The sequence below is a fragment of the Pusillimonas noertemannii genome (assembly GCF_003096595.1).
Taxonomy (GTDB): domain Bacteria; phylum Pseudomonadota; class Gammaproteobacteria; order Burkholderiales; family Burkholderiaceae_B; genus Pusillimonas; species Pusillimonas noertemannii.
Genome location: NZ_QEKO01000003.1, coordinates 328409 through 348148 on the forward strand (window position 1 = coordinate 328409; position 19740 = coordinate 348148).

A 19740-nucleotide genomic window follows, 5' to 3' on the forward strand; every position below is an offset into this window, starting at 1 on the left:
CCTGCGCAGGCACCCTCGTCAGCGGCGGCGTCCGCCCAGTTTCAATGCAAACGCAATGCCGTACAGGCCGGCCAGGCCTATAAGCAGTTGGGCAAGGCGCGAGGCGGCCGTTCCATTGCCCAGTGCCGCACCGATCAGATCCAGGTTGAGCAGGCCTACCAGGCCCCAGTTCAAGCCGCCCACGATCAGGATGATCAGGGCTATCCAGTCCAGCAGCGACAGCGTCATCAAGGGTACGGTTGACGCTAGGTCGTTGACGGGCGGCTCGGCATCGTTCATGAAGTCCTCCTTTTCTCAGCATACTTTCATTACATGGCTTGCGGCCATTGCCCCGGCCTGGACGAAAGCGGGCGCCCCATGTTCAAGCAAGCCTTGTTCCCGCTGGCGGACCCGCCTTTGTAGCCGGGCCCGGGGCGGCGCAAATTCGAGGCCTGGGGCGTGGCTAGCGGGCCCGGAACTTGCAGCGCAAAGCGTCCATCGACCATTTTCGATCCATACAGACAAGGAGTGACGTCATGGCCACGAACGACCAGAGCGGCTTGGATGCCGCCGACCTGCGGCGCCTGCAGGAAGACCCCCGTACCAATCCTCGCATAGGGCCCAGCGATTCGTCGGACACGGCCAGCGAATTGCCCGACAGTTTCCCGGATACCGACAGCGATCGTCGCAGCACGGGCGAGCGGGCCTCTGTCGAGAACCGGCGCGATCCGGCGGGGGACGACGTGGAGCCGGACAAAGTGGTGCCCGAGGACGAGGCCGGCCTTGCGCATACACCGCCCGATCCAGAGCGCAACGGCGGATGACGCGATCGGCCACGGTGGGCACGTAGTTTGCTCAGAAGGGATCGGCATCGATCACTTGGAGAACACTGTGGCGCTGAAAATACTGGCGGTAACTTCCGAAGCATTTCCCTTGGCCAAGACCGGCGGGCTGGGCGACGCCGTGAGCGGCATGGCCGGCGCCATCGATGCCATGGGCACCGACCTTACCATCATGCTGCCCGCCTATCGCGGCGTGCGCAAACGCCTGGCCCATGCCCAACGGCTGGGACGCCTGAACGGGCTGCCGGGGGGCGATGCGCATTTGGTAGGCGGATATTGCCCCGAATCGGGGTTGAGGATACTGCTGCTGGAAAACGACGCGCTCTATGATCGCGAGGGGCTTTACGTGGATGCCGCCGGTGTCGAGTATCCCGACAGCGCCCAGCGCTTTGCGGCGCTCTCGCTTGCCGCGGCGCGTGTGGCGGCGGGAGTACCCGGAGTGGCGGTGCCCGATGTGCTGCATGCGCACGACTGGCATGCGGCTTTGGCACCCTTGGCGCTGCGCCAGTTCGGCGTCACGGGTGTCCGCAGCGTGCTGACCTTGCACAATGTCGCGTTCCAGGGATGCTACCCGGCCGGCTTGGCCGATCAAACCGGCATAGAACCATCGCTGTGGGCTTCGGGCGGCTTGCTGCGTGGAGACTGCATCAACTTCCTGCATGCGGGTATTGCATGCGCCGACAAAATCACCGTCGTCAGCACGAATTACGCGCGGGAAATATTGACGCCCGAGTTCGGCTGCGGGCTGGACGGGCTGTTGAAGGCGCGCCGCGCCGACCTGCTTGCCATACCCAACGGTATCGATGCTTCGTTGTGGAATCCTGCATGCGATACCTATTTGCGCGGCTGCCATTTCGATGCCGATGACTTGCGGAACAAGGCGCTGTGCAAACGCCGGCTGCAGGCGAAATTCGGACTGAACGAATCGCCCCGGACGACATTGCTTGCCATGGGAAGCCGGCTGACCGGACAGAAGATGGCCGACGTGGCGGTCCACGCCTTGTCGCGCGCCCTGCAGGCTCATCCGGACCTCCAGGTATGCGTGATCGGATGCGGGGAAAAGGACATCGAGGCGCGAATGCGCGAGCTGGCGGAACGGCATCCGGGCCGCTGCGCCGTACACATAGGCTATTCCGAGGACATCGCCCACCTGTTGCATGCGGGGGCGGACGTGTTGCTGCACGGCAGCCGCTTCGAGCCTTTTGGCCTGACTCCTTTATATGCGATGCGTTATGGAACCATACCCATCGGCTCGCGGGTAGGAGGCATGGTGGACACCATCGACGACCCGGGATGGACGGCGGGAGACGAGGCGATGTGCGCGGCCACCGGTTTGCTCTTCCCGGGCGACGGCGAGGACGATATGTGCGCCGCCATCGACCGCGCCATGCGTTTGCGGGGCAGCCAGACCATCTGGCGCCGAATGCAGCGCAATGCCATGCGAAAGGACTTCAGCTGGGAGCGCGCAGCCCCCGCCTACGTGCAGTGCTACCAGGCGCTTTGCCACGAGGTGGAGCGCATGGAACAGCGCCAGGGTTCCGCGCGGCCGTCGGTGCATGCGATGCCCGCTCATGCGGCCGCGCGCCATAGGGGTATTGCGGCCGGTTCGCGTCTTCAAGGGCTGAGCCTGGCGGGCGCGCCGGCCCGGGCCGAGCTGCTTCCACGCGTGAGCGGCGCGTCTGTCGCCTGAGCGGAATCCGGCAGGGCGCGCCGCCTTGCGCGGCGCAGGGACGAGGCCTATGAACGAATCTCCAATCACCCCACGCGAATCCGATCGCATTCTATTGGTGGATGCGCCGGAGCAGGCCTGGGACGATTCCGCCTGGAGACGGACATGCCGCCAAGCGAGAGCGCTGGGCTTCAACGGCATCATGGCTGCATGCGGTCAGGCGCGGCACCCGCGCGCGGCGGGGACGGCCGAAGACATGGCCGACCCGGACGTGCACGAGACCATGGATCACACGCTGGCGAGGCTGGCGGCTGTGTGCGCCGAAGAAGCCTTGCACTTTTATCTCGATGTGGCGCCGGCGGACATTGCTTTGCCGAGCGATCGGACGAAGTGCCTCGCCCAATGGCTGGCGGTGGGGGTAAGGGGATTTTGCTGCAGGCACGTGGAGAGGTCGGCGCCTGCCGACTGGAGGAACCTTATTGGCGAAGTGCGCGGCAGGGCCGCAGGCGGCAGGTTCCTGGCCTGGACGCCGGGCATGAGCGCCGAACAGGTGAAGGCTCTGCGCGGGGCGGGATTCGACGCCACCTTTCTTTCGCTTCCGTGGTGGGACTTCCGTTCCAGCTGGCTGGTGGAAGAACACGCCCGCCTGAGTGCCGTGGCGCCCGTCATTGTCCCTGTAACCGCCGACGGGCCGGCCTGCCTTCAGGCCGACGCCGGCGATCCCGACACGGCGTGGCGCCGATGCATCTGGACGGCAGCGGTCAGCGGCAGCGGGGTGCTCGTGTCCGACCGCGTATTGCGGGCGGGCGCGGTCGATGAGTTGCGCGCCATGAACGAGTGGCTGGGAACCCGGCGCGACGACGGCGAAGCCCTGGCCTTGCTGACGGGCCCCCTGAGCGCCTGCACGGCCCTGATCAAGGGCGGGGCGGGCGTGGTCCTGAATCCGTCTTCCGAGCGGAAGGCAGCCGTGGACTGGCCGTTGCTGCGGTCCCGGCTGCCGGACGGATACTCGGACATACAGCTGCCCTGCGCCGAAGCCCATGCAAGCCTGGCGCCGGCCGCCTGCCTGCGCTTTATGGCGCGCCGCACCTTGCCCGTGCGCCCTGCCTCTTCCAGCATGGCCGAAAAGCGCAAGCTGGGCCTGGGTGTAATGAGCGCATCCCGCATCGCGATTGAAAGCGTCGAGCCCCTGGTGGACGGAGGCCGTTTTGCGATCAAGGCCACTCCGGGCCAGGCCGTAGGCATAGAGGCGGATATTTTCATGGACGGCCACGACCGGCTTGCCGCATGTGTCGCATGGCGAGCCGCGGACGAGTCGGGCTGGCAGGAAGTCCGCATGGAGCCCCTCGGCAACGATCGATGGCGGGCGGTCTTTACTCCCGCGCGCCTGGGCCGGCATGTGTTCGTCATCAGGGCATGGCTTGACAGCTGGGAGTCGTACCGCATCGCGACGCTCAAGAAGTGCGATGCCGGCGCCGACATCGCGCTGGACCTGCTGGAGGGACAGGCGCTGCTGCGTGATGCCGCGCATCGCGCCCGCCGCCAGTCGTCCGAAGGCGCCCGCACGCTTCAAGAGGTGCTGGATGCCGGCGAGTTGGACGCCGGCGCGCTGCTGTCCGATGCAACGGCGCAAGCCATGTCGCAGATGGACGCCAGGCCCTTTGAAACCATGTCCGACGAAGTCCATGTGATGGTCGAGCGGCGCAAAGCAGGCTTTTCAAGCTGGTATGAACTGTTCCCCCGCTCGCAAGCCGCGGTGCCGGGCCGGCACGGCACCTTCCAGGATGTGCGCGGGCGTCTTGCGGCGATCCGGGGCATGGGTTTCGACGTGCTGTATTTTCCGCCGATACATCCCATAGGCAGGACGAATCGCAAGGGCCGCAACAACGCCCTGACGGCTGCGGCCGGCGACCCGGGCAGCCCCTATGCCATTGGTTCGGAAGAGGGCGGGCACGATGCCCTTCATCCGCAACTGGGGTCGCTGGACGACTTCAAGGAACTGCTGGACGACGCGCGCGGGCACGGCCTGGAAGTGGCCCTGGACTTCGCCATTCAGTGCTCGCCCGATCATCCGTGGCTGGCGGAGCATCGCAACTGGTTCAACTGGCGGCCCGATGGCTCGCTGCGCTATGCAGAGAACCCGCCCAAGCGCTACGAGGACATCGTGAACCCCGATTTCTACCAGGGTTCGCAGCCCAAGCCCCGGGCATCGCTGTGGCGCGCGCTGCGCGACATCGTGCTTTACTGGATAGAGCAGGGCGTGCGCATCTTCCGGGTCGACAACCCGCATACCAAGCCGCTGCCGTTCTGGGAGTGGATGCTGGGAGAAATCCATGCGCGGCACCCCGATGTGATCTTCCTGTCCGAGGCTTTCACGCGGCCGCGCATGATGCATCGCCTGGCCAAGCTGGGCTTTTCGCAGTCCTACACTTACTTCACCTGGCGCAACGACAAGCGCGAGCTCACCAGCTATATGGAAGAGCTTGCCTCGTCGCCCCTGGCTGAATCCTTTCGCCCGAATTTCTTCGTCAATACGCCCGACATCAATCCTTATTTCCTGCAGGCTTCGGGGCGGGCCGGCTTCCTGATACGCGCGGCATTGGCCGCCACGCTGTCGGGCTCGTGGGGGGTATACAGCGGCTTCGAACTCTGCGAAGCGCGAGCCCTGCCCGGCCGCGAGGAGTACATGGACTCCGAGAAGTACGAGCTGCGCTCATGGGATTGGGACAGGCCGGGCAACATCATTGCCGAGATCTCTCGCTTGAACCGCATCCGCCAGGCCAATCCGGCCCTCTGGACGCATCTGGGCGTGCGCTTCCATACCGTCCACGACGACGAAGTCCTGTTCTTTTCCAAGACGACGCAAGAGGGCGACAACATCGTGCTGGTGGCGGTCAGCCTTGACCCTCACTCGAGCCGGAGGGCCTGGCTGGAACTGCCCCTGTGGTCGTGGGGACTGGCGGACGACGCCCATCTGCAGCTCGACGACCTTTGCACCGAAGCGCAGTTCGAACTGCATGGCAAGCATCAGGAGATCGAGCTGACGCCCGAGCGGCCCTATCTCGTCTGGCGAATAAGGAGTTTGGGATGACGAAGCGGAGCGACGCCGGGTCCACGTCCGCCAAGCGCGGTTCCGTACCTGTATCGCGCAATGAGCCGGGCTGGTACAAGGACGCCGTTATATACCAGCTGCATGTGAAGTCGTTCCACGATGCCGATGGCGACGGCGTGGGTGACTTCCAGGGCCTGATCTCGAGGCTGGACTACATTGCCGAACTGGGCGTGGACACGGTCTGGCTGCTGCCTTTCTATCCTTCCCCCAGGCTTGACGACGGCTACGACATTGCCGACTATCGCAACGTGCATCCCGACTACGGCAGCCTGGCCGATGTGCGGCGCTTCATCAGGGCGGCCCATGCGCGAGGCCTGCACGTGATCACCGAGCTGGTGGTCAATCATACGTCGGACCAGCATCCCTGGTTCCAGCGGGCCAGGCATGCGCGGCCCGGCTCGGCGGCGCGCGACTACTACGTATGGTCCGACAATGACCAGGCCTACGCCGGCACGCGCATCATCTTCTGCGACACTGAAAAGTCGAACTGGTCCTGGGACCCTGTGGCGGGCGCCTATTTCTGGCATCGCTTCTACTCGCACCAGCCCGATCTCAACTACGACAACCCCCGGGTGCTGAAGGAGATCATCGGGGTCATGCGTTTCTGGCTTGACATGGGCGTAGACGGCCTGCGGCTGGACGCCGTGCCCTATCTCGTCGAGCGCGAGGGCACCAACAACGAGAACCTGCCCGAAACCCACGACGTGCTGCGCCGGATTCGGGCGGTGATGGACGAGCATTATCCCGATCGCCTGCTGCTGGCCGAGGCCAACCAATGGCCCGAGGACGCGCAGGAATACTTCGGCAAAGGGGACGAATGCCACATGTCCTTCCATTTTCCGCTGATGCCGCGCATGTACATGGCCATAGCCCGGGCCGACCGCTTTCCCATCACCGACATCATGCGCCAGACGCCGCCCATACCGGAGAGCTGCCAATGGGCGATTTTCCTGCGCAATCACGATGAGCTCACTTTGGAAATGGTCACCAGCAGCGAGCGCGATTACCTTTGGGACTTCTATGCGGCCGACCGGCGCGCCCGCATCAATCTGGGTATCCGCCGCCGCCTGGCGCCGCTTCTGCAGCGCGACAGGCGGCGCATAGAACTGATGAACAGCTTGTTGCTGTCCATGCCCGGCACGCCGGTGCTGTATTACGGCGATGAGCTGGGCATGGGCGACAACATCCACCTGGGCGACCGCGACGGCGTACGCACGCCGATGCAATGGACGCCCGATCGCAATGGGGGCTTCTCACGCGCCGACCCCGAACACCTCATCCTGCCCCTGCTGATGGGGCCTTTGTATGGCTACGAGGCGGTCAATGTAGAGGCGCAGCAGCGTGACGCCCATTCGCTGCTGAACTGGACGCGGCGCATGCTGGCCAAGCGGCAGCAGACCCGCGCGTTCGGAAGGGGCGGCCTGCGTTTCATCTTTCCGGGCAATCGCAAGGTGCTGGCCTATCTGCGCGAATACCAGGATGAAGTCCTGCTTTGCGTCGCCAACCTGTCGGATGCCTCGCAGCCCGTGGAGCTCGACCTGGGTCAGATGGCCGGGAGGGTGCCGGTGGAGCTTCTGGGCGGAACGCCGTTTCCGTCGATCGGCGAGGCGCCCTATATGCTGACCTTGCCGCCCTATGGCTTTTATTGGTTCGAGTTGAGTACCTCGGCTTCGTCCCCCTCGTGGCATACGGCAGTGCCGGACCAGGCGCCCGACTATGTCACGCTGGTCCTGCGCCGTGCGGCGTCGGGGCCGCGGCTGCTGGACGAGTCGCGCAAGGCCCTGTGCCAGGAAGTCCTGCCGCCGTATCTCGCCAGGCAGAGGTGGTTCCCTCAAGACGGGCCTGTCGGGCGCGTGGCACTGGGCTACGCCGTGCCGCTGGCCGGCGACCCCGACCTGGTGCTGTGCGAACTGGACGTCGGCCAAGGGCAGGGCGGCCAGGCCTATTTCCTGCCCATGGCCATGCTGTGGGGCGAGGCGGCTACTCCGCTGCAACAGCAGCATGGACTGGCGCGCGTGCGGCGTACCGCCGAAACCGGCCTGCTGGTCGACGCTGTAAGCCTGCCGCGCTTTGCGCTGGCCATGCTCGACTGCTTCAGGGCGGGTGTCAGCTTGCCGCTGCCGGGCGAAGAGGCCGGCCGTCTCGAGTTCCATGCGGAAGAGGGGCTGACCGGGCTTGCCGACATCGAGCCTGACGACATCGGCTGGTTTCGAGGAGAACAGTCCAACAGCTCGCTGCTGCTGGGCGAAACGGCGGTGCTGAAGCTGTTGCGCCACGTCGTGGCGGGCGAGCACCCCGAAGCCGAAATGACGCGCTATCTTACCCGGGCGGGCTATGCCAACAATGCCGCCCTGCTGGGCGAACTGAGGCGGGTGGGCGACGACGGCACGCCGCGCACCCTGGCCCTCTTGCACGCGCGCATTCCCAACCAGGGCGACGCCTGGAGCTGGACCAACGATTACCTGCGCCGTTCGCTCGAGAGCGCGGCGCTTACCGGAGAAAGCCGCAGCGATTACCGGGAGGACCTGGCGGGATATACCGCCGTGGCCGAGACCATAGGCGTCAGGCTGGCCCAGATGCATGCCATGCTGGCGGATGCCGGCGAAGATCCGGCCTTCGCGCCGGAACGCGCCACGGCGGCCGATGCGCGCCGCTGGGCCAAGGACATCCGGGCGATGGTGCAGGCGGCGATTGCGTCGGCCTGGCGCCATCGAGAGCGGCTGCCTGCCGCAGGCCTGGCTCAGGCCGAGGCCTTGCGCAAGCAGCAGGCAAGCCTGCTTAAGCGGGTGGACGCTGCGGCGGCACGGTTGAGCGGGCATTGGCGCCTGCGCATACACGGAGACCTGCACCTGGGCCAGGTGCTTATCGCCCAGAACGATGTGTACTTCATCGATTTCGAGGGCGAGCCCGATCGGCCGCTGGAGGCCAGGCGCAGCAAGGCAAGCCCCTGGCGCGATGTGGCGGGTTTGTTGCGTTCCATAGATTACGCGGCGCACGGGTTCACCGAGCCCGAACCCGCGGCCGAGCCGGCCGCCGGCCCGCAGGCTGCATCCGAAAAGACCGGCGACAACGTGGACGGTAGTTCTTTGGCGCTGCCGGCTGCCCAGACCACGCGCGAACGGCACGCCCGGCTGCTGGAGCAGTTCCGTGAAAGCGCACGCGACGCGTTTCTGGACGGCTACCGCAAGGCGGCGCTCGACTCGCGGCCCGAACTGCTGGATGAGTCCACGGACGGCATATTGCTGGACCTTGCCCTGTTGGAGAAAGCCGCATACGAGGTGTGCTACGAGGCTGCGCACCGGCCCGACTGGCTGCCGATTCCGCTGCAGGGCCTGACGCGCATTGCGGAAGGCCTGCTGAGCCCGGCCTCTTCCGACGCTACGGAGGGCGATCATGGCTGATGCACGGCGGGAGCACGATTTCGGCCCTTTGCTGGGCGAACTGGACATTCATCTGCTGGCCGAGGGCCGCCACGAGCAGCTGGCCGATTGCCTGGGCGCACATCCTTGTTCGATCGAGGGGGTGGCCGGTACGAGGTTCGCGGTCTGGGCTCCCAATGCCCGCGGCGTATCCGTGGTGGGCGACTTCAATGCCTGGAATGGCGGCAGGCATCGCATGCGCCTGAGGCGCGAGTGCGGCGTATGGGAAGCGTTCGTGCCGGGCGTGGCCGCCGGTGCGCTGTACAAGTTTGAAATCACCGGCCGGGACGGCCGCTTGCTGCCCCAGAAGGCGGATCCGCTCGCGCGCAAGACCGAGCCTCCTCCTGCGACGGCCTCGGTCGTGGCCCCGGCCGAAGCATTCGAATGGAGCGATACGGAATGGCTCTCGCAGCGAGGCCGGCTTCAGGCGCCCGATGCGCCGATTTCCATTTATGAAGTTCATATGAGCTCGTGGAGGCCCGCCGCCGGAAGCGGCGCGCCATGGCGTGAACGCGGTCCGGCCCTTATCGATTATGCGTGCTCCATGGGATTTACCCATATCGAGCTGCTGCCCGTCATGGAGCATCCGTTCGGCGGTTCGTGGGGCTATCAGCCGCTGGGCCTGTTCGCGCCCTCGGCGCGCTGGGGGGAACCCGCCGATTTCGCCTGGTTCGTGAACGTCTGCCATTGCGCCGGCCTGGGCGTGCTGCTTGATTGGGTGCCGGCCCACTTTCCTTCGGACCCGCACGGCCTGGCGTGCTTTGACGGAACTGCCCTGTACGAGCACGCCGATCCGCGCCAGGGCCGCCACCCCGACTGGGACACGCTGATCTACAACTTCGGCCGCAATGAGGTGCGCAACTTCCTGATCGCCAGCGCGCTGGAGTGGCTGCGGCGCTATCACGTGGACGGGCTGCGGGTCGACGCAGTGGCTTCGATGCTGTACCTGGACTACAGCCGCGAGCCGGGGCAGTGGACGCCCAACTACCGCGGCGGGCGCGAGAACCTCGAGGCGGTCGACTTCCTGCAGACATTGAACGACAGCGTTCGGCGCCTGTGTCCCGGCGCCATCATGGTGGCCGAGGAATCCACGGCATGGCCCGGCGTGACGGCCGCAACGAAGGACGGCGGCCTGGGCTTCGACTACAAGTGGAACATGGGATGGATGCACGATACCTTGCGCTACATGAGCCGCGAGCCCGTGCATCGCAAGCATCACCATGACGACATGACCTTCGGAACGGTGTATGCCTGGACGGAACGTTTCATCCTGCCGCTTTCCCACGATGAAGTCGTGCACGGCAAGGGGTCCCTGCTTGGCAAGATGCCCGGCGATCGCTGGCAGCGCTTCGCCAACCTGCGCGCCTACTACGCCTACATGTGGACCCAGCCGGGGCGCAAGCTGCTGTTCATGGGCGGAGAATTGGGGCAAGAGGCCGAATGGAACCACGATGCCTTCTTGCGCTGGGAGGCCACGGGCGACCCCATGCACGCCGGCATCCAGGCACTGGTGAAGGATCTGAACACCTTGTATCGCGAGTGGCCGGCGCTGCACGAATCGGATGGCGATCCGGCCGGATTCGCCTGGCTGATAGGCGACGACCGCGACAACAGCGTGTTCGCCTACGAGCGGCGCGGCGGCGGCCAGACGGTTCTGGCGGTGTGCAACATGACGCCGGTGCCCCGGCATGCCTACCGCATCGGCGTTTCCAGGCCAGGGGGCTGGCGTGAAGCGCTGAATACGGACGCCGACGCATACGGCGGCGGCAACGTCGGGAACGCCGGCGGGGTCCGCACACGGCCCGAACCCGCCCATGGCCATCCGCAATCCCTTTCCCTGGTGCTGCCGCCTCTGGCAGCCCTGATTCTTGTTTCCGAGGAGTAGGGCCATGAGTGATGCAAGCGCCGACAAGCTGCTTCCGGGCCGGCCATATCCGCTGGGGGCCTCGAGCGACGGTCTGGGGGTGAACTTTGCCGTCTTCTCGGCCAATGCCACGAGGATGGACCTATGCCTGTTCGATGCGCGCGGCCGCAAGGAGATCAGGCGCCTGCCCCTGCCCGAATGCACGGACGAAGTCTGGCACGGCTACCTGCCCGACGCCCAGCCCGGGCTGGTCTACGGCTATCGGGCTCATGGTCCCTATGACCCTGCCAACGGCCATCGATTCAATCCGCAGAAACTGCTGCTCGATCCGTATGCAAAGCAATTGACCGGCGCCCTGCGCTGGTCGGACGCCCTGTTCGGCTATCGCGTCCAGCACCCGCGCATGGATCTGAGCCTGGACAGGCGCGACAGCGCGGCCTGGGTGCCCAAGGCTGTCGTCTCCGACGACGGATTCACATGGGGCGGCGCGGAATCGCCTTTCGTGCCCTGGGACGACACCTTCATCTACGAGGCGCATGTCAAGGGTGTTTCCATGAGACGCAGCGACGTCCGCGCCGACTGGCGCGGCACGGTCGAGGCGCTGGCCCATCCGGCCTTCATCGAGCATCTGCTCAAGCTGGGCGTGACGACGCTGGAGCTGCTGCCTGTGCATGCCGCGCTCGACGATCATTTTCTGGTGGAGCGCAGCCTGCGCAATTATTGGGGCTACAACACGCTTGCCTATTTCGCGCCCGAGCCGCGCTACCTGGCGTCGGCGGGAACGAACTCGCTGCGCATGGCGATCAGGCGGCTTCATTCGGCGGGCATCGAGGTGATACTGGACGTCGTCTACAACCACACCGCCGAAGGCAACGAGCTTGGGCCCACGCTGTCGTGGCGTGGCCTGGACAACGCCAGCTATTATCGGCTGGTGCCCGGTGAAGAACGCTACTACATCAACGACACGGGTTGCGGCAACACCGTCAATCTCTCGCATCCGAGGGTGCTGCAGATGGTAATGGACTCTTTGCGGCATTGGGCGCAAAGCTATCGGGTGGACGGTTTTCGTTTCGACCTGGGGGTTACCCTGGGCCGCGAGGGCACGGGCTTCGACCCAGGGTCCGGGTTCTTCGACGCCATACTTCAGGACCCGGTCCTGTCGCGGCTGAAGCTGATTTCAGAACCCTGGGACACCGGCCCGGACGGCTACCAACTGGGCCAGCATCCGCCGGGCTTTGCCGAGTGGAACGATCGCTATCGCGACAGCTTGAGGCGTTTCTGGCGCGGCGACGGCGAACAGCGCGGAGAGCTTGCCGCCTCTCTCAGCGCTACGCCGTCCCTGTTCGATCACCGCCATCGCCGGCCCTGGGCGTCGATCAATTTCCTGGCGTCGCACGATGGCTTTACCGCGGCCGACGTCGTCAGCTATTGCGAGAAGCACAATGAAGACAATGGCGACGACAACGGCGACGGTCATGCAGAGAACTACAGCTTCAACTGGGGCGTGGAAGGGCCGTCGACCGATGAAAGCGTGAACCGGACACGAAGCAGGGCGCTGAAGTCCATGCTGGCCACCCTGCTGGTCTCCGACGGCACGCCAATGCTTCTTGCCGGCGACGAATTCGGCAACAGCCAGCAGGGAAACAACAACGCCTACTGCCAGGACAATGAATTGTCCTGGCTGGACTGGAGCCAGGCGGACAGCGAGGAAGGGCGCGTGCTGACGAATCTCGTATCGGCCGCGCGGGCCCTGCGCCGCGCTCATCCTTCCCTGCGCCGCGACCGCTTCGATGACGACGGAGCCGAGCTTGCGCCCGGCATCAGGCGCGCTGCGTGGTACGACATGGACGGCTGCGAAATGAGTGAAGAGGCCTGGGCCTATCCCGAAGGAAGGGTGCTGGGGTTTCAGCGCGCGGCCAGGAGCGCGGACGGCGAACTCGATGTGACCCTGCTTCTGGTCAATGGGGGAAGCGACGAAATCGAGTTCGTTCTGCCCGCCTTGCCCTGCCGGTGGTATCTTCGGCTCGACACTGCCGCCGACCGCCCGGGCGGCGCCGAGATTCGCACACCAGAGGTGCCGGTTCACCCCCATGGGCTTGTCGTGCTGGCAAACAACCAGGGCGGCGGGCGATGAACACGGGCCCTTCGGCGGCGCTGTCCAGAAAAGAGGACGCCGGCGGCCAGCTCTATGGCTTTGGCGCCGTGCCGCTCGGGGGCGGCGACACGCGTTTTCGCCTGTGGGCGCCGGGCGCGAGGGAAGTTGCATTGCTCATCCGGGGCCAGGAACCCAGGCCCATGACCGCCACGCACGATGGATTTCACGAGCTGGTGTGCCAGGCCCCGGCGGGCACCCTGTACCGCTTCGGCTTGCCCGACGGCTCCAGCGTTCCCGATCCCGCTTCGCGCATGCAGGACGGCGACGTGCACGACGCCAGCATAGTCTGTGATTCGGCGTCGTACTCTTGGCAATGTGGGCACTGGCGAGGCCGTCCGTGGACCGAAGCCGTACTGTATGAAGCGCATTGCGGCCTGGCCGGGGGCTTCGACGGGCTGCGCGCCCGGCTTCCCGAGCTGGCCCGGCTGGGTATCACGGCGGTGGAACTGATGCCGGTGGCCGATTTCCCGGGCCCGCGCAATTGGGGCTATGACGGTGTGCTGCCCTATGCGCCCGACCGCGCCTATGGCACGCCGGACGACCTGCGCAGGCTGATCGATGCCGCCCATGGCCTGCACATGATGGTCTTCCTCGATGTCGTCTACAACCACTTCGGCCCCGACGGCAATTATCTTTCCAGCTATGCGCCGGAATTCTTCAGGACCGACCTCGATACGCCCTGGGGGCCGGCAATAGATTTTCGGCGTCCGGAAGTGCGGCGCTTCTTTGCCGAAAACGCACTGTACTGGCTGCGCGAATATCGTTTTGACGGCTTGAGGCTGGACGCGGTGCACGCCATCAGTGACCGCAGCTGGCTGCCCGAAATGGCCGCTTTCGTGCGCAGGTCGATAGGCCCGAACCGGCAAGTGCATCTGGTGCTCGAGAACGACGACAATGCGGCCAGCCTGCTGGAACAGGGCTTCGATGCACAATGGAACGACGACGCCCACCACGTGCTGCATCATGTCCTGACCGGCGAACGTTCAGGCTACTACGCGTCTTATGCCGATGATGCGGGCGGCATGCTTGCCCGCGCGCTGGCCGAGGGTTTTGTCTTCCAGGGCCAGGCCGACCCGCACAGGCAGGGCCGGCTGCGCGGCGAGCCCAGCGCCGGCCTGTCGCCCGAGCATTTCGTGTTCTTCCTGCAGAATCATGACCAAGTGGGAAACCGCGCGCTGGGCGAGCGCCTGATCAGTCTGGGCGTAAGGCAAAAGGCCTTGCGGGCGGCGGTTGCCCTGCAACTGCTGGTGCCGCAGATACCCCTGGTTTTCATGGGCGAAGAGCAGGGCGCCAGTACACCGTTTCTTTACTTCACCAGTCACACCCGCCCCGAGCTGGCGCGTGCCGTTCGCGACGGGCGGCGCAGGGAGTTCGCCGGCTTTCCGGGTTTTGCCGATGCGCATGCATTGCAGGGCATACCCGATCCAAATGATCCGGATACCTGGAGGCGCTCTCGTCCGCAGGCCGACGACGAGGCCGCCGCGGAAGCATGGCGGCGCTGGTATGAACAGCTGCTTGCGTTGCGCCGCGAATATGTCGTGCCGCGTTTGCGGGGCGCGCGCAGCATGGGAGCGCGGGCATTGGGGCCGAGCGCGGTATGCGCAACCTGGAAGATGGACGACGGCGCGCGCCTGACCATCCTCTGCAATCTGGGCGACGAAGCCTGCGAGTGCACGGAACTGGCGGGTCTGCCGCCGGATGCAGTGTTCTTCAGCGGCCCTGAAGACAGTGGCGAAGCGCGTGCCTTCCTGCAGCCGGGTCGGCTTCCGGCGCACTGCACGATCGCGGCGCTGGAATCCGAAGGAGGTTGAAGCGATGCCTGACTCGCATTCCAGCTTGTCTTCCTTGCATGCCCTGGCCGATGCGGTCGGCCTGGCCGCCACCTGGCAAGATGTGCACGGGCGCATGCGCACGGTGCCGGACGAGACGCTGAAGGCCTTGCTGGATGCGATGGGCCTGGAATGCGGCAATGGAGCGAGGCTTGAATGCAGCCTGAGGCGGTTGCGCGAGGAAGAGTCGCGGCTCGACGGAAGAATGATCGTGGCCGAAGCCGGCAAGCCCATCGTATTCCCGTACAAGGGGGCGATGCAGTACCGGCTGGAGTATGAGTCGGGCTCGGACGGTTGCGAGGGCGAGGCCGAACCGCAAGCCGACGGGAACGTCCGGCTTGCGGCCGTGGGTGTCGAGGGCTATCACTCTTTGCAGATAGGCAGGCACCGCATGCTGCTGGCGGTGACGCCGCGCCGTTGTGCGGGCCCGGCAGAGAGCAGCGGGCAGGGCCGCCCCTGGGGCATTGCGGCGCAGGTCTACAGTCTGCGCCGCCATCTTTTGGCCGGCGATGGGCAGGTGATGCGGGCGGCCGGAGGGGCGGGAGACTACGGCGCCCTGGCCGAACTCGCGCACCAGGCGGGCCGGCTTGGCGCCAGCGCCCTGGCCATCAGCCCGGTCCATGCCCTGTTCAGCGCCGATCCGCTGCGCTACAGCCCCTATGCCCCGTCCAGCCGTCTGTTCCTGAACACCGCCTACATCGACGTGCTGGGGCTGGGTGAAGACACTTTGCGTGCCGCCCTGGCCTCCTTGCCCGAGGCGGTGGCCGACATGGCGGCGGGGATGCAGTCAGCGGGGCCCGAGGGCTTGATAGATTGGCCTATTGTGCAGGCTGCGCGGCTGGCCGTGGCGCGCCAGCTCTTCCTGCTGGTTGAAAAGCAAGAGGACGGCGCCAGGCCGGCCTTCGAGGCATTTCGTCATGCGGGCGGCGAGGCCTTGCAGAGCCACTGCCTGTACGAAACCCTGCATGCGCATTACGCGCAGACGCTGGGTCCTGCCCACGGCTGGCAGGACTGGCCGGTGCCGATGCGCGATCCGAACGGCGCCGCCGCCCAGGCTTTCGCTCGCCAGTCCGCATCCGAGCTGCGCTTCCATGCCTTTTTGCAATGGCTTGCGCACGAAGGCCTGCGCAAGGCCCAGCGGGCGGCCCGGCATGCCGGCATGTCCATGGGGCTGATCGCCGACCTGGCCATAGGCACCGACGCGCGGGGCAGCCAGGCGTGGTGCGCGCCCCAGGACATTCTGCAGGGGGCGACGGTGGGCGCCGCCCCCGACCTGCATCACGCAATGGGCCAGGACTGGGGTCTGACCGCGTTTTCTCCGCGAGCCCTGCGCAAGAAAGGGTTCGGGCCCTTCCTGGCCATCTTGCGCCATGCATTGGCTCATGCGGGCGGCGTGCGCATCGACCATGTGCTCGGCCTGGCCAGAATGTGGCTGGTGCCGCAAGGCGCCTCGGCGGCGGAAGGGGCCTTTCTGCGCTATCCGCTGCACGATATGCTGGGGCTGGTGGCCCTCGAGTCTCGGCGCCACCAGGCCGTGGTCGTGGGTGAGAACCTGGGTACCGTTCCTTCAGGCTTCAATGAAGTGCTGCGCGACAAGGGCCTGCTGGGCACCCGCGTCCTCTGGTTCGAGCGCGAGACGGATCCGCCGCAGCGCTTCGTGCCGGTGCAAGACTGGCCGCCCGACTCCATGGCCACCACCACGACCCACGACCTGCCCACCGTGGCCGGATGGTGGCAGGGCCGCGATATCGATTGGTGGCATCGCCTGGGCCAGCTCGGCCCCGACGAGCTGAAGGCCGCCCATCGCGAACGGGAACACGACAGGAGCCTGCTGGCCTGCGCCCTGCCTTCGCGTCCCGATCCGCGAGGCGAAGCGCCGGTTTCCCAGGTGCTTGAATGGGTGGCGTCAAGCAGCGCGCCATTGTGCGTCTTTCCCATGGAAGACATGCTTGCCCTGGCGGAGCAGCCCAATATGCCGGGGTCGTCGGGCACGAGGGACGCCGGCCATCCCAACTGGCTGCGCCGCCTGCCCGAGGCCGCCGACAGGCTGTTTGCAAGCCCGGCCGCGTCAGAGGCGGTTCAGGCGGTGTGCCGCGGAAGGGGCCGGCCGTGAGCATTCCCCGGGCGACAGTACGTCTGCAGCTGCATGCCGGCTTCACCCTGGAAGATGCGCGGCGGCAAATACCTTATTACGCCAACATGGGCGCAAGCCACCTTTATCTTTCGCCCATATCCTGCGCCGTGCCCGGCTCGCTTCATGGCTACGATGTCACCGATCCCGGCCGTGTCAATCCGCAGCTGGGCGGCGAGCCGGCGCTGCGTGCGCTGTCCCAGGCGCTGCGGGCGCGCAGTATGGGCATACTGCTGGACATCGTGCCCAATCACATGGCCACCCATCCATGCAACGCCTGGTGGTGGGACGTGCTGGCAAGGGGCGAGCAAAGTCGCTACGCCCATTTTTTCGACATCGACTGGCGTCCGGCTGACAGAACGCTGCACGGCAAGGTGCTGGCTCCGTTCCTGGCGGCCGACTATGCCGCCTGCCTGCAGGCGGGCGAGCTGAGGCTGGTGCATGGCGGGCAGGGGGGCTATCTCATCCAGGCGGGCGGCGCGAGGTTTCCTGTGGCCGAAGGGACGCTCGATTGCGAAGCCGCCGACGTTCTGGCCGAGCATGACCCCGCATCCTTGACGGGCCGGCGGCGGCTGCATGATCTGCTCGAGCGGCAGCATTACAGGCTTTGCAACTGGCGCCGCGCGGCGGACAGCATCAATTGGCGCCGTTTCTTCGAAATCAGCGGGCTGATAGGGCTGCGTGTCGAAGAGCCTGAAGTATTCGATGCGGTGCACGAGCTGCCCCTGCGCCTGTACGGCGAAGGAATGGTGGACGGGCTGCGCATCGACCACGTCGACGGCCTGGCGCGGCCTTTGGCCTATTGCGAACGCCTGCGCGAGGCGATGCATGAAAGGCGGCCAGGCGGCGTGGGCGTGCAGGGGCGGCCCTGGCTGGTGGTGGAGAAAATCCTGGCCGTACAAGAGGTGCTGGACGAGCGCTGGCAGGTCGACGGCACGACCGGGTATGACTTCATGGACCAGGTCGCCGCCGTGCTGCATGATCCGCAAGGCGGCGTGCAGTTGGTCGAGGCATGGCGGCGGGTGACAGGCTGCGACGACGCGGCGGCCGATTACCTGCGCGAGGCGCGCAAATTGATGCTGCGCCGCCACTTTGTCGCCGAGCGCAACGCCCTGGTGCGCAGCGTGTACGGACTGCTGCGCCTGAGGGCGCAGCCGGGCGAGTGGACGCTGAAGGCGGTCGACCGTGTGCTCGAGGCCTATTTGGCCTGCTTTCCGGTCTATCGCAGCTATATAGAAGGCGCCACGGCCCGCGGCCCGGACAGGGCGATTATCGAAGGCGCCGCGGCCGAAGCGCGCATATACCTGGACCCCGCTTCGGGCATGCACCGCCTGCTGGATCTCATCACCGCCAGGCTGCTTGACGTTTCGCCCGGCGCGAACGAGGCGGACGGGCAATGCACGCATCGCCTCGACGAGGCGGCGTGCCGGCGGGAGGCGGTCCGGCGCTTCGAGCAGCTTACTCCGCCCCTGGCGGCCAAGTCCCTGGAAGACACCGTGTTCTACCGCTATGGGCCGCTGTTGTCGCGCAACGAGGTGGGTTCGGATCCGTCCGTTCTGGCCGAAAGCATCGGCGAATTCCATGCGCGCAACGCCAGGCGCGCCGCCCGCCATCCCTGCTCGCTGCTGGCAACGGCCAGCCATGACCACAAGCGCGGCGAAGACGCACGCGCCAGGCTGGCGGTGTTGAGCGAGCGGGTGGGCGACTGGCGGCGCGCCTGCGCGGAATGGGGCGCATGGCGCAACATGCCGGGTGATACGCCTTCGCGAAGCGCCGAGCGCTACATGCTGTGGCAGGCCCTGGTCGGCGCCTGGCCGCTCGATCTGCGGCTGGATGACGCCGAGGCGCTTGCGGGCTTTGCCGGCCGCATCGTGCAATGGCAGCGCAAGGCGCTGCGCGAGGCCAAAATTAACTCCAGCTGGTTCGAGCCCAATCTGGAATACGAGCGGGATTGCGCGCGGTATGTCCACGAGCTGCTGGGCTGGAGCCCGGCCCAGGCGCGGCTGCTCGCCGAGGCACTGGAATCGGGCCGGCTGGCCGAAGCACCGGGCGCGCATGATCCGGCCGGCGGCCTGCTTCGATCTTTTCATGATTTCGTGCAAGGCATTGCGCCGGCCGGTGCGGTGAACAGCCTGGCGCAGGCCGTGCTGCACCTGACTTCACCGGGGGTGCCCGACCTTTACCAGGGAACGGACTGGTGGGATTTCAGCCTGGTCGATCCTGACAACCGGCGCCCGGTCGATTACGAAGGGCGCCGCCAGGCCCTGGCCGCGACGGAGGCCGACGCCGACATGGCCGCGCTGCTGCAAACCTGGCGCGACGGCCGCATCAAGCAGGCCGTCATTCGCCGGGTGCTGGCTCTGCGCACCCACGACCCCGGAGTGTTCGCGCAGGGCGCCTACCTGCCGCTGGCAACGACAGGAAGGCGCCACGACCGCGTCATCGCCTATATGCGCCGGCTGGAGGGAAGGGAGGTGGTCGTGGCCGTACCGCGCCTGTGCGCGCATGCCGTAAAGGGTGGCGCGGATGCCTTGCCCCGCATCGATATGACTTACTGGGATGACACCGGTATCATGGTATCGGCCCCTGGCGGCCGTGACATGAAGGACATCTTTACGGGCAAGGTCCATTACGCCTCGCGCGACGCCGATCTGCCGGTCGGGAGCCTGTTCGCCGATCTGCCCTGCGCCGTGCTGGTGGCGGCCTGAGCCCGACTGCAATCACCCAGAATGTTAGGATA

10 protein-coding genes are annotated in these 19740 nt (G+C 66.2%); 9 read left to right on the top strand and 1 reads right to left on the bottom strand.

Annotation, left to right across the window (positions count from 1 at the left end):
* Positions 1-18: 18 nt before the first annotated feature.
* Positions 19-279, bottom strand: coding sequence for a DUF378 domain-containing protein (locus C7440_RS12635; RefSeq protein ID WP_180064392.1), 261 nt, complete (start codon positions 277-279; stop codon positions 19-21).
* A gap of 236 nt (positions 280-515) precedes the next feature.
* Between C7440_RS12635 and C7440_RS12640 the strand changes: the two genes are divergently transcribed.
* From C7440_RS12640 to treY, 9 genes are all read left to right on the top strand, one after another.
* A complete protein-coding gene (locus tag C7440_RS12640) occupies positions 516-803 on the top strand; it encodes a hypothetical protein (protein WP_017522725.1) in 288 nt (95 codons plus the stop codon).
* Between the two features lie 67 nt (positions 804-870).
* Entirely contained in the window at positions 871-2511 is a 1641-nt protein-coding gene (gene glgA, locus C7440_RS12645) for a glycogen synthase GlgA (RefSeq protein ID WP_116518795.1), read from the top strand.
* A gap of 49 nt (positions 2512-2560) precedes the next feature.
* Positions 2561-5581, top strand: coding sequence for an alpha-1,4-glucan--maltose-1-phosphate maltosyltransferase (locus C7440_RS12650; protein WP_116518796.1), 3021 nt, complete (start codon positions 2561-2563; stop codon positions 5579-5581).
* A complete protein-coding gene (gene treS / locus C7440_RS12655) occupies positions 5578-9003 on the top strand; it encodes a maltose alpha-D-glucosyltransferase (RefSeq protein ID WP_116518797.1) in 3426 nt (1141 codons plus the stop codon). The genes C7440_RS12650 and treS overlap by 4 nt, the downstream gene beginning before the upstream one ends.
* Positions 8996-10906, top strand: a complete 1911-nt coding sequence (gene glgB, locus C7440_RS12660; protein ID WP_116518798.1) for a 1,4-alpha-glucan branching protein GlgB — start codon at positions 8996-8998, stop codon at positions 10904-10906. Before treS ends, glgB begins: the two co-directional genes overlap by 8 nt.
* Before the next feature lie 4 nt (positions 10907-10910).
* Positions 10911-13019, top strand: a complete 2109-nt coding sequence (glgX, locus tag C7440_RS12665) for a glycogen debranching protein GlgX (RefSeq protein ID WP_017522730.1) — start codon at positions 10911-10913, stop codon at positions 13017-13019.
* On the top strand, positions 13016-14851 hold the full coding sequence (treZ, locus tag C7440_RS12670; protein WP_116518889.1) for a malto-oligosyltrehalose trehalohydrolase: 1836 nt from the start codon (positions 13016-13018) through the stop codon (positions 14849-14851). Before glgX ends, treZ begins: the two co-directional genes overlap by 4 nt.
* Before the next feature lie 4 nt (positions 14852-14855).
* On the top strand, positions 14856-16982 hold the full coding sequence (malQ, locus tag C7440_RS12675) for a 4-alpha-glucanotransferase (protein ID WP_017522732.1): 2127 nt from the start codon (positions 14856-14858) through the stop codon (positions 16980-16982).
* Positions 16979-19708, top strand: coding sequence for a malto-oligosyltrehalose synthase (gene treY / locus C7440_RS12680; RefSeq protein WP_116518890.1), 2730 nt, complete (start codon positions 16979-16981; stop codon positions 19706-19708). The genes malQ and treY overlap by 4 nt, the downstream gene beginning before the upstream one ends.
* Positions 19709-19740: the final 32 nt, after the last annotated feature.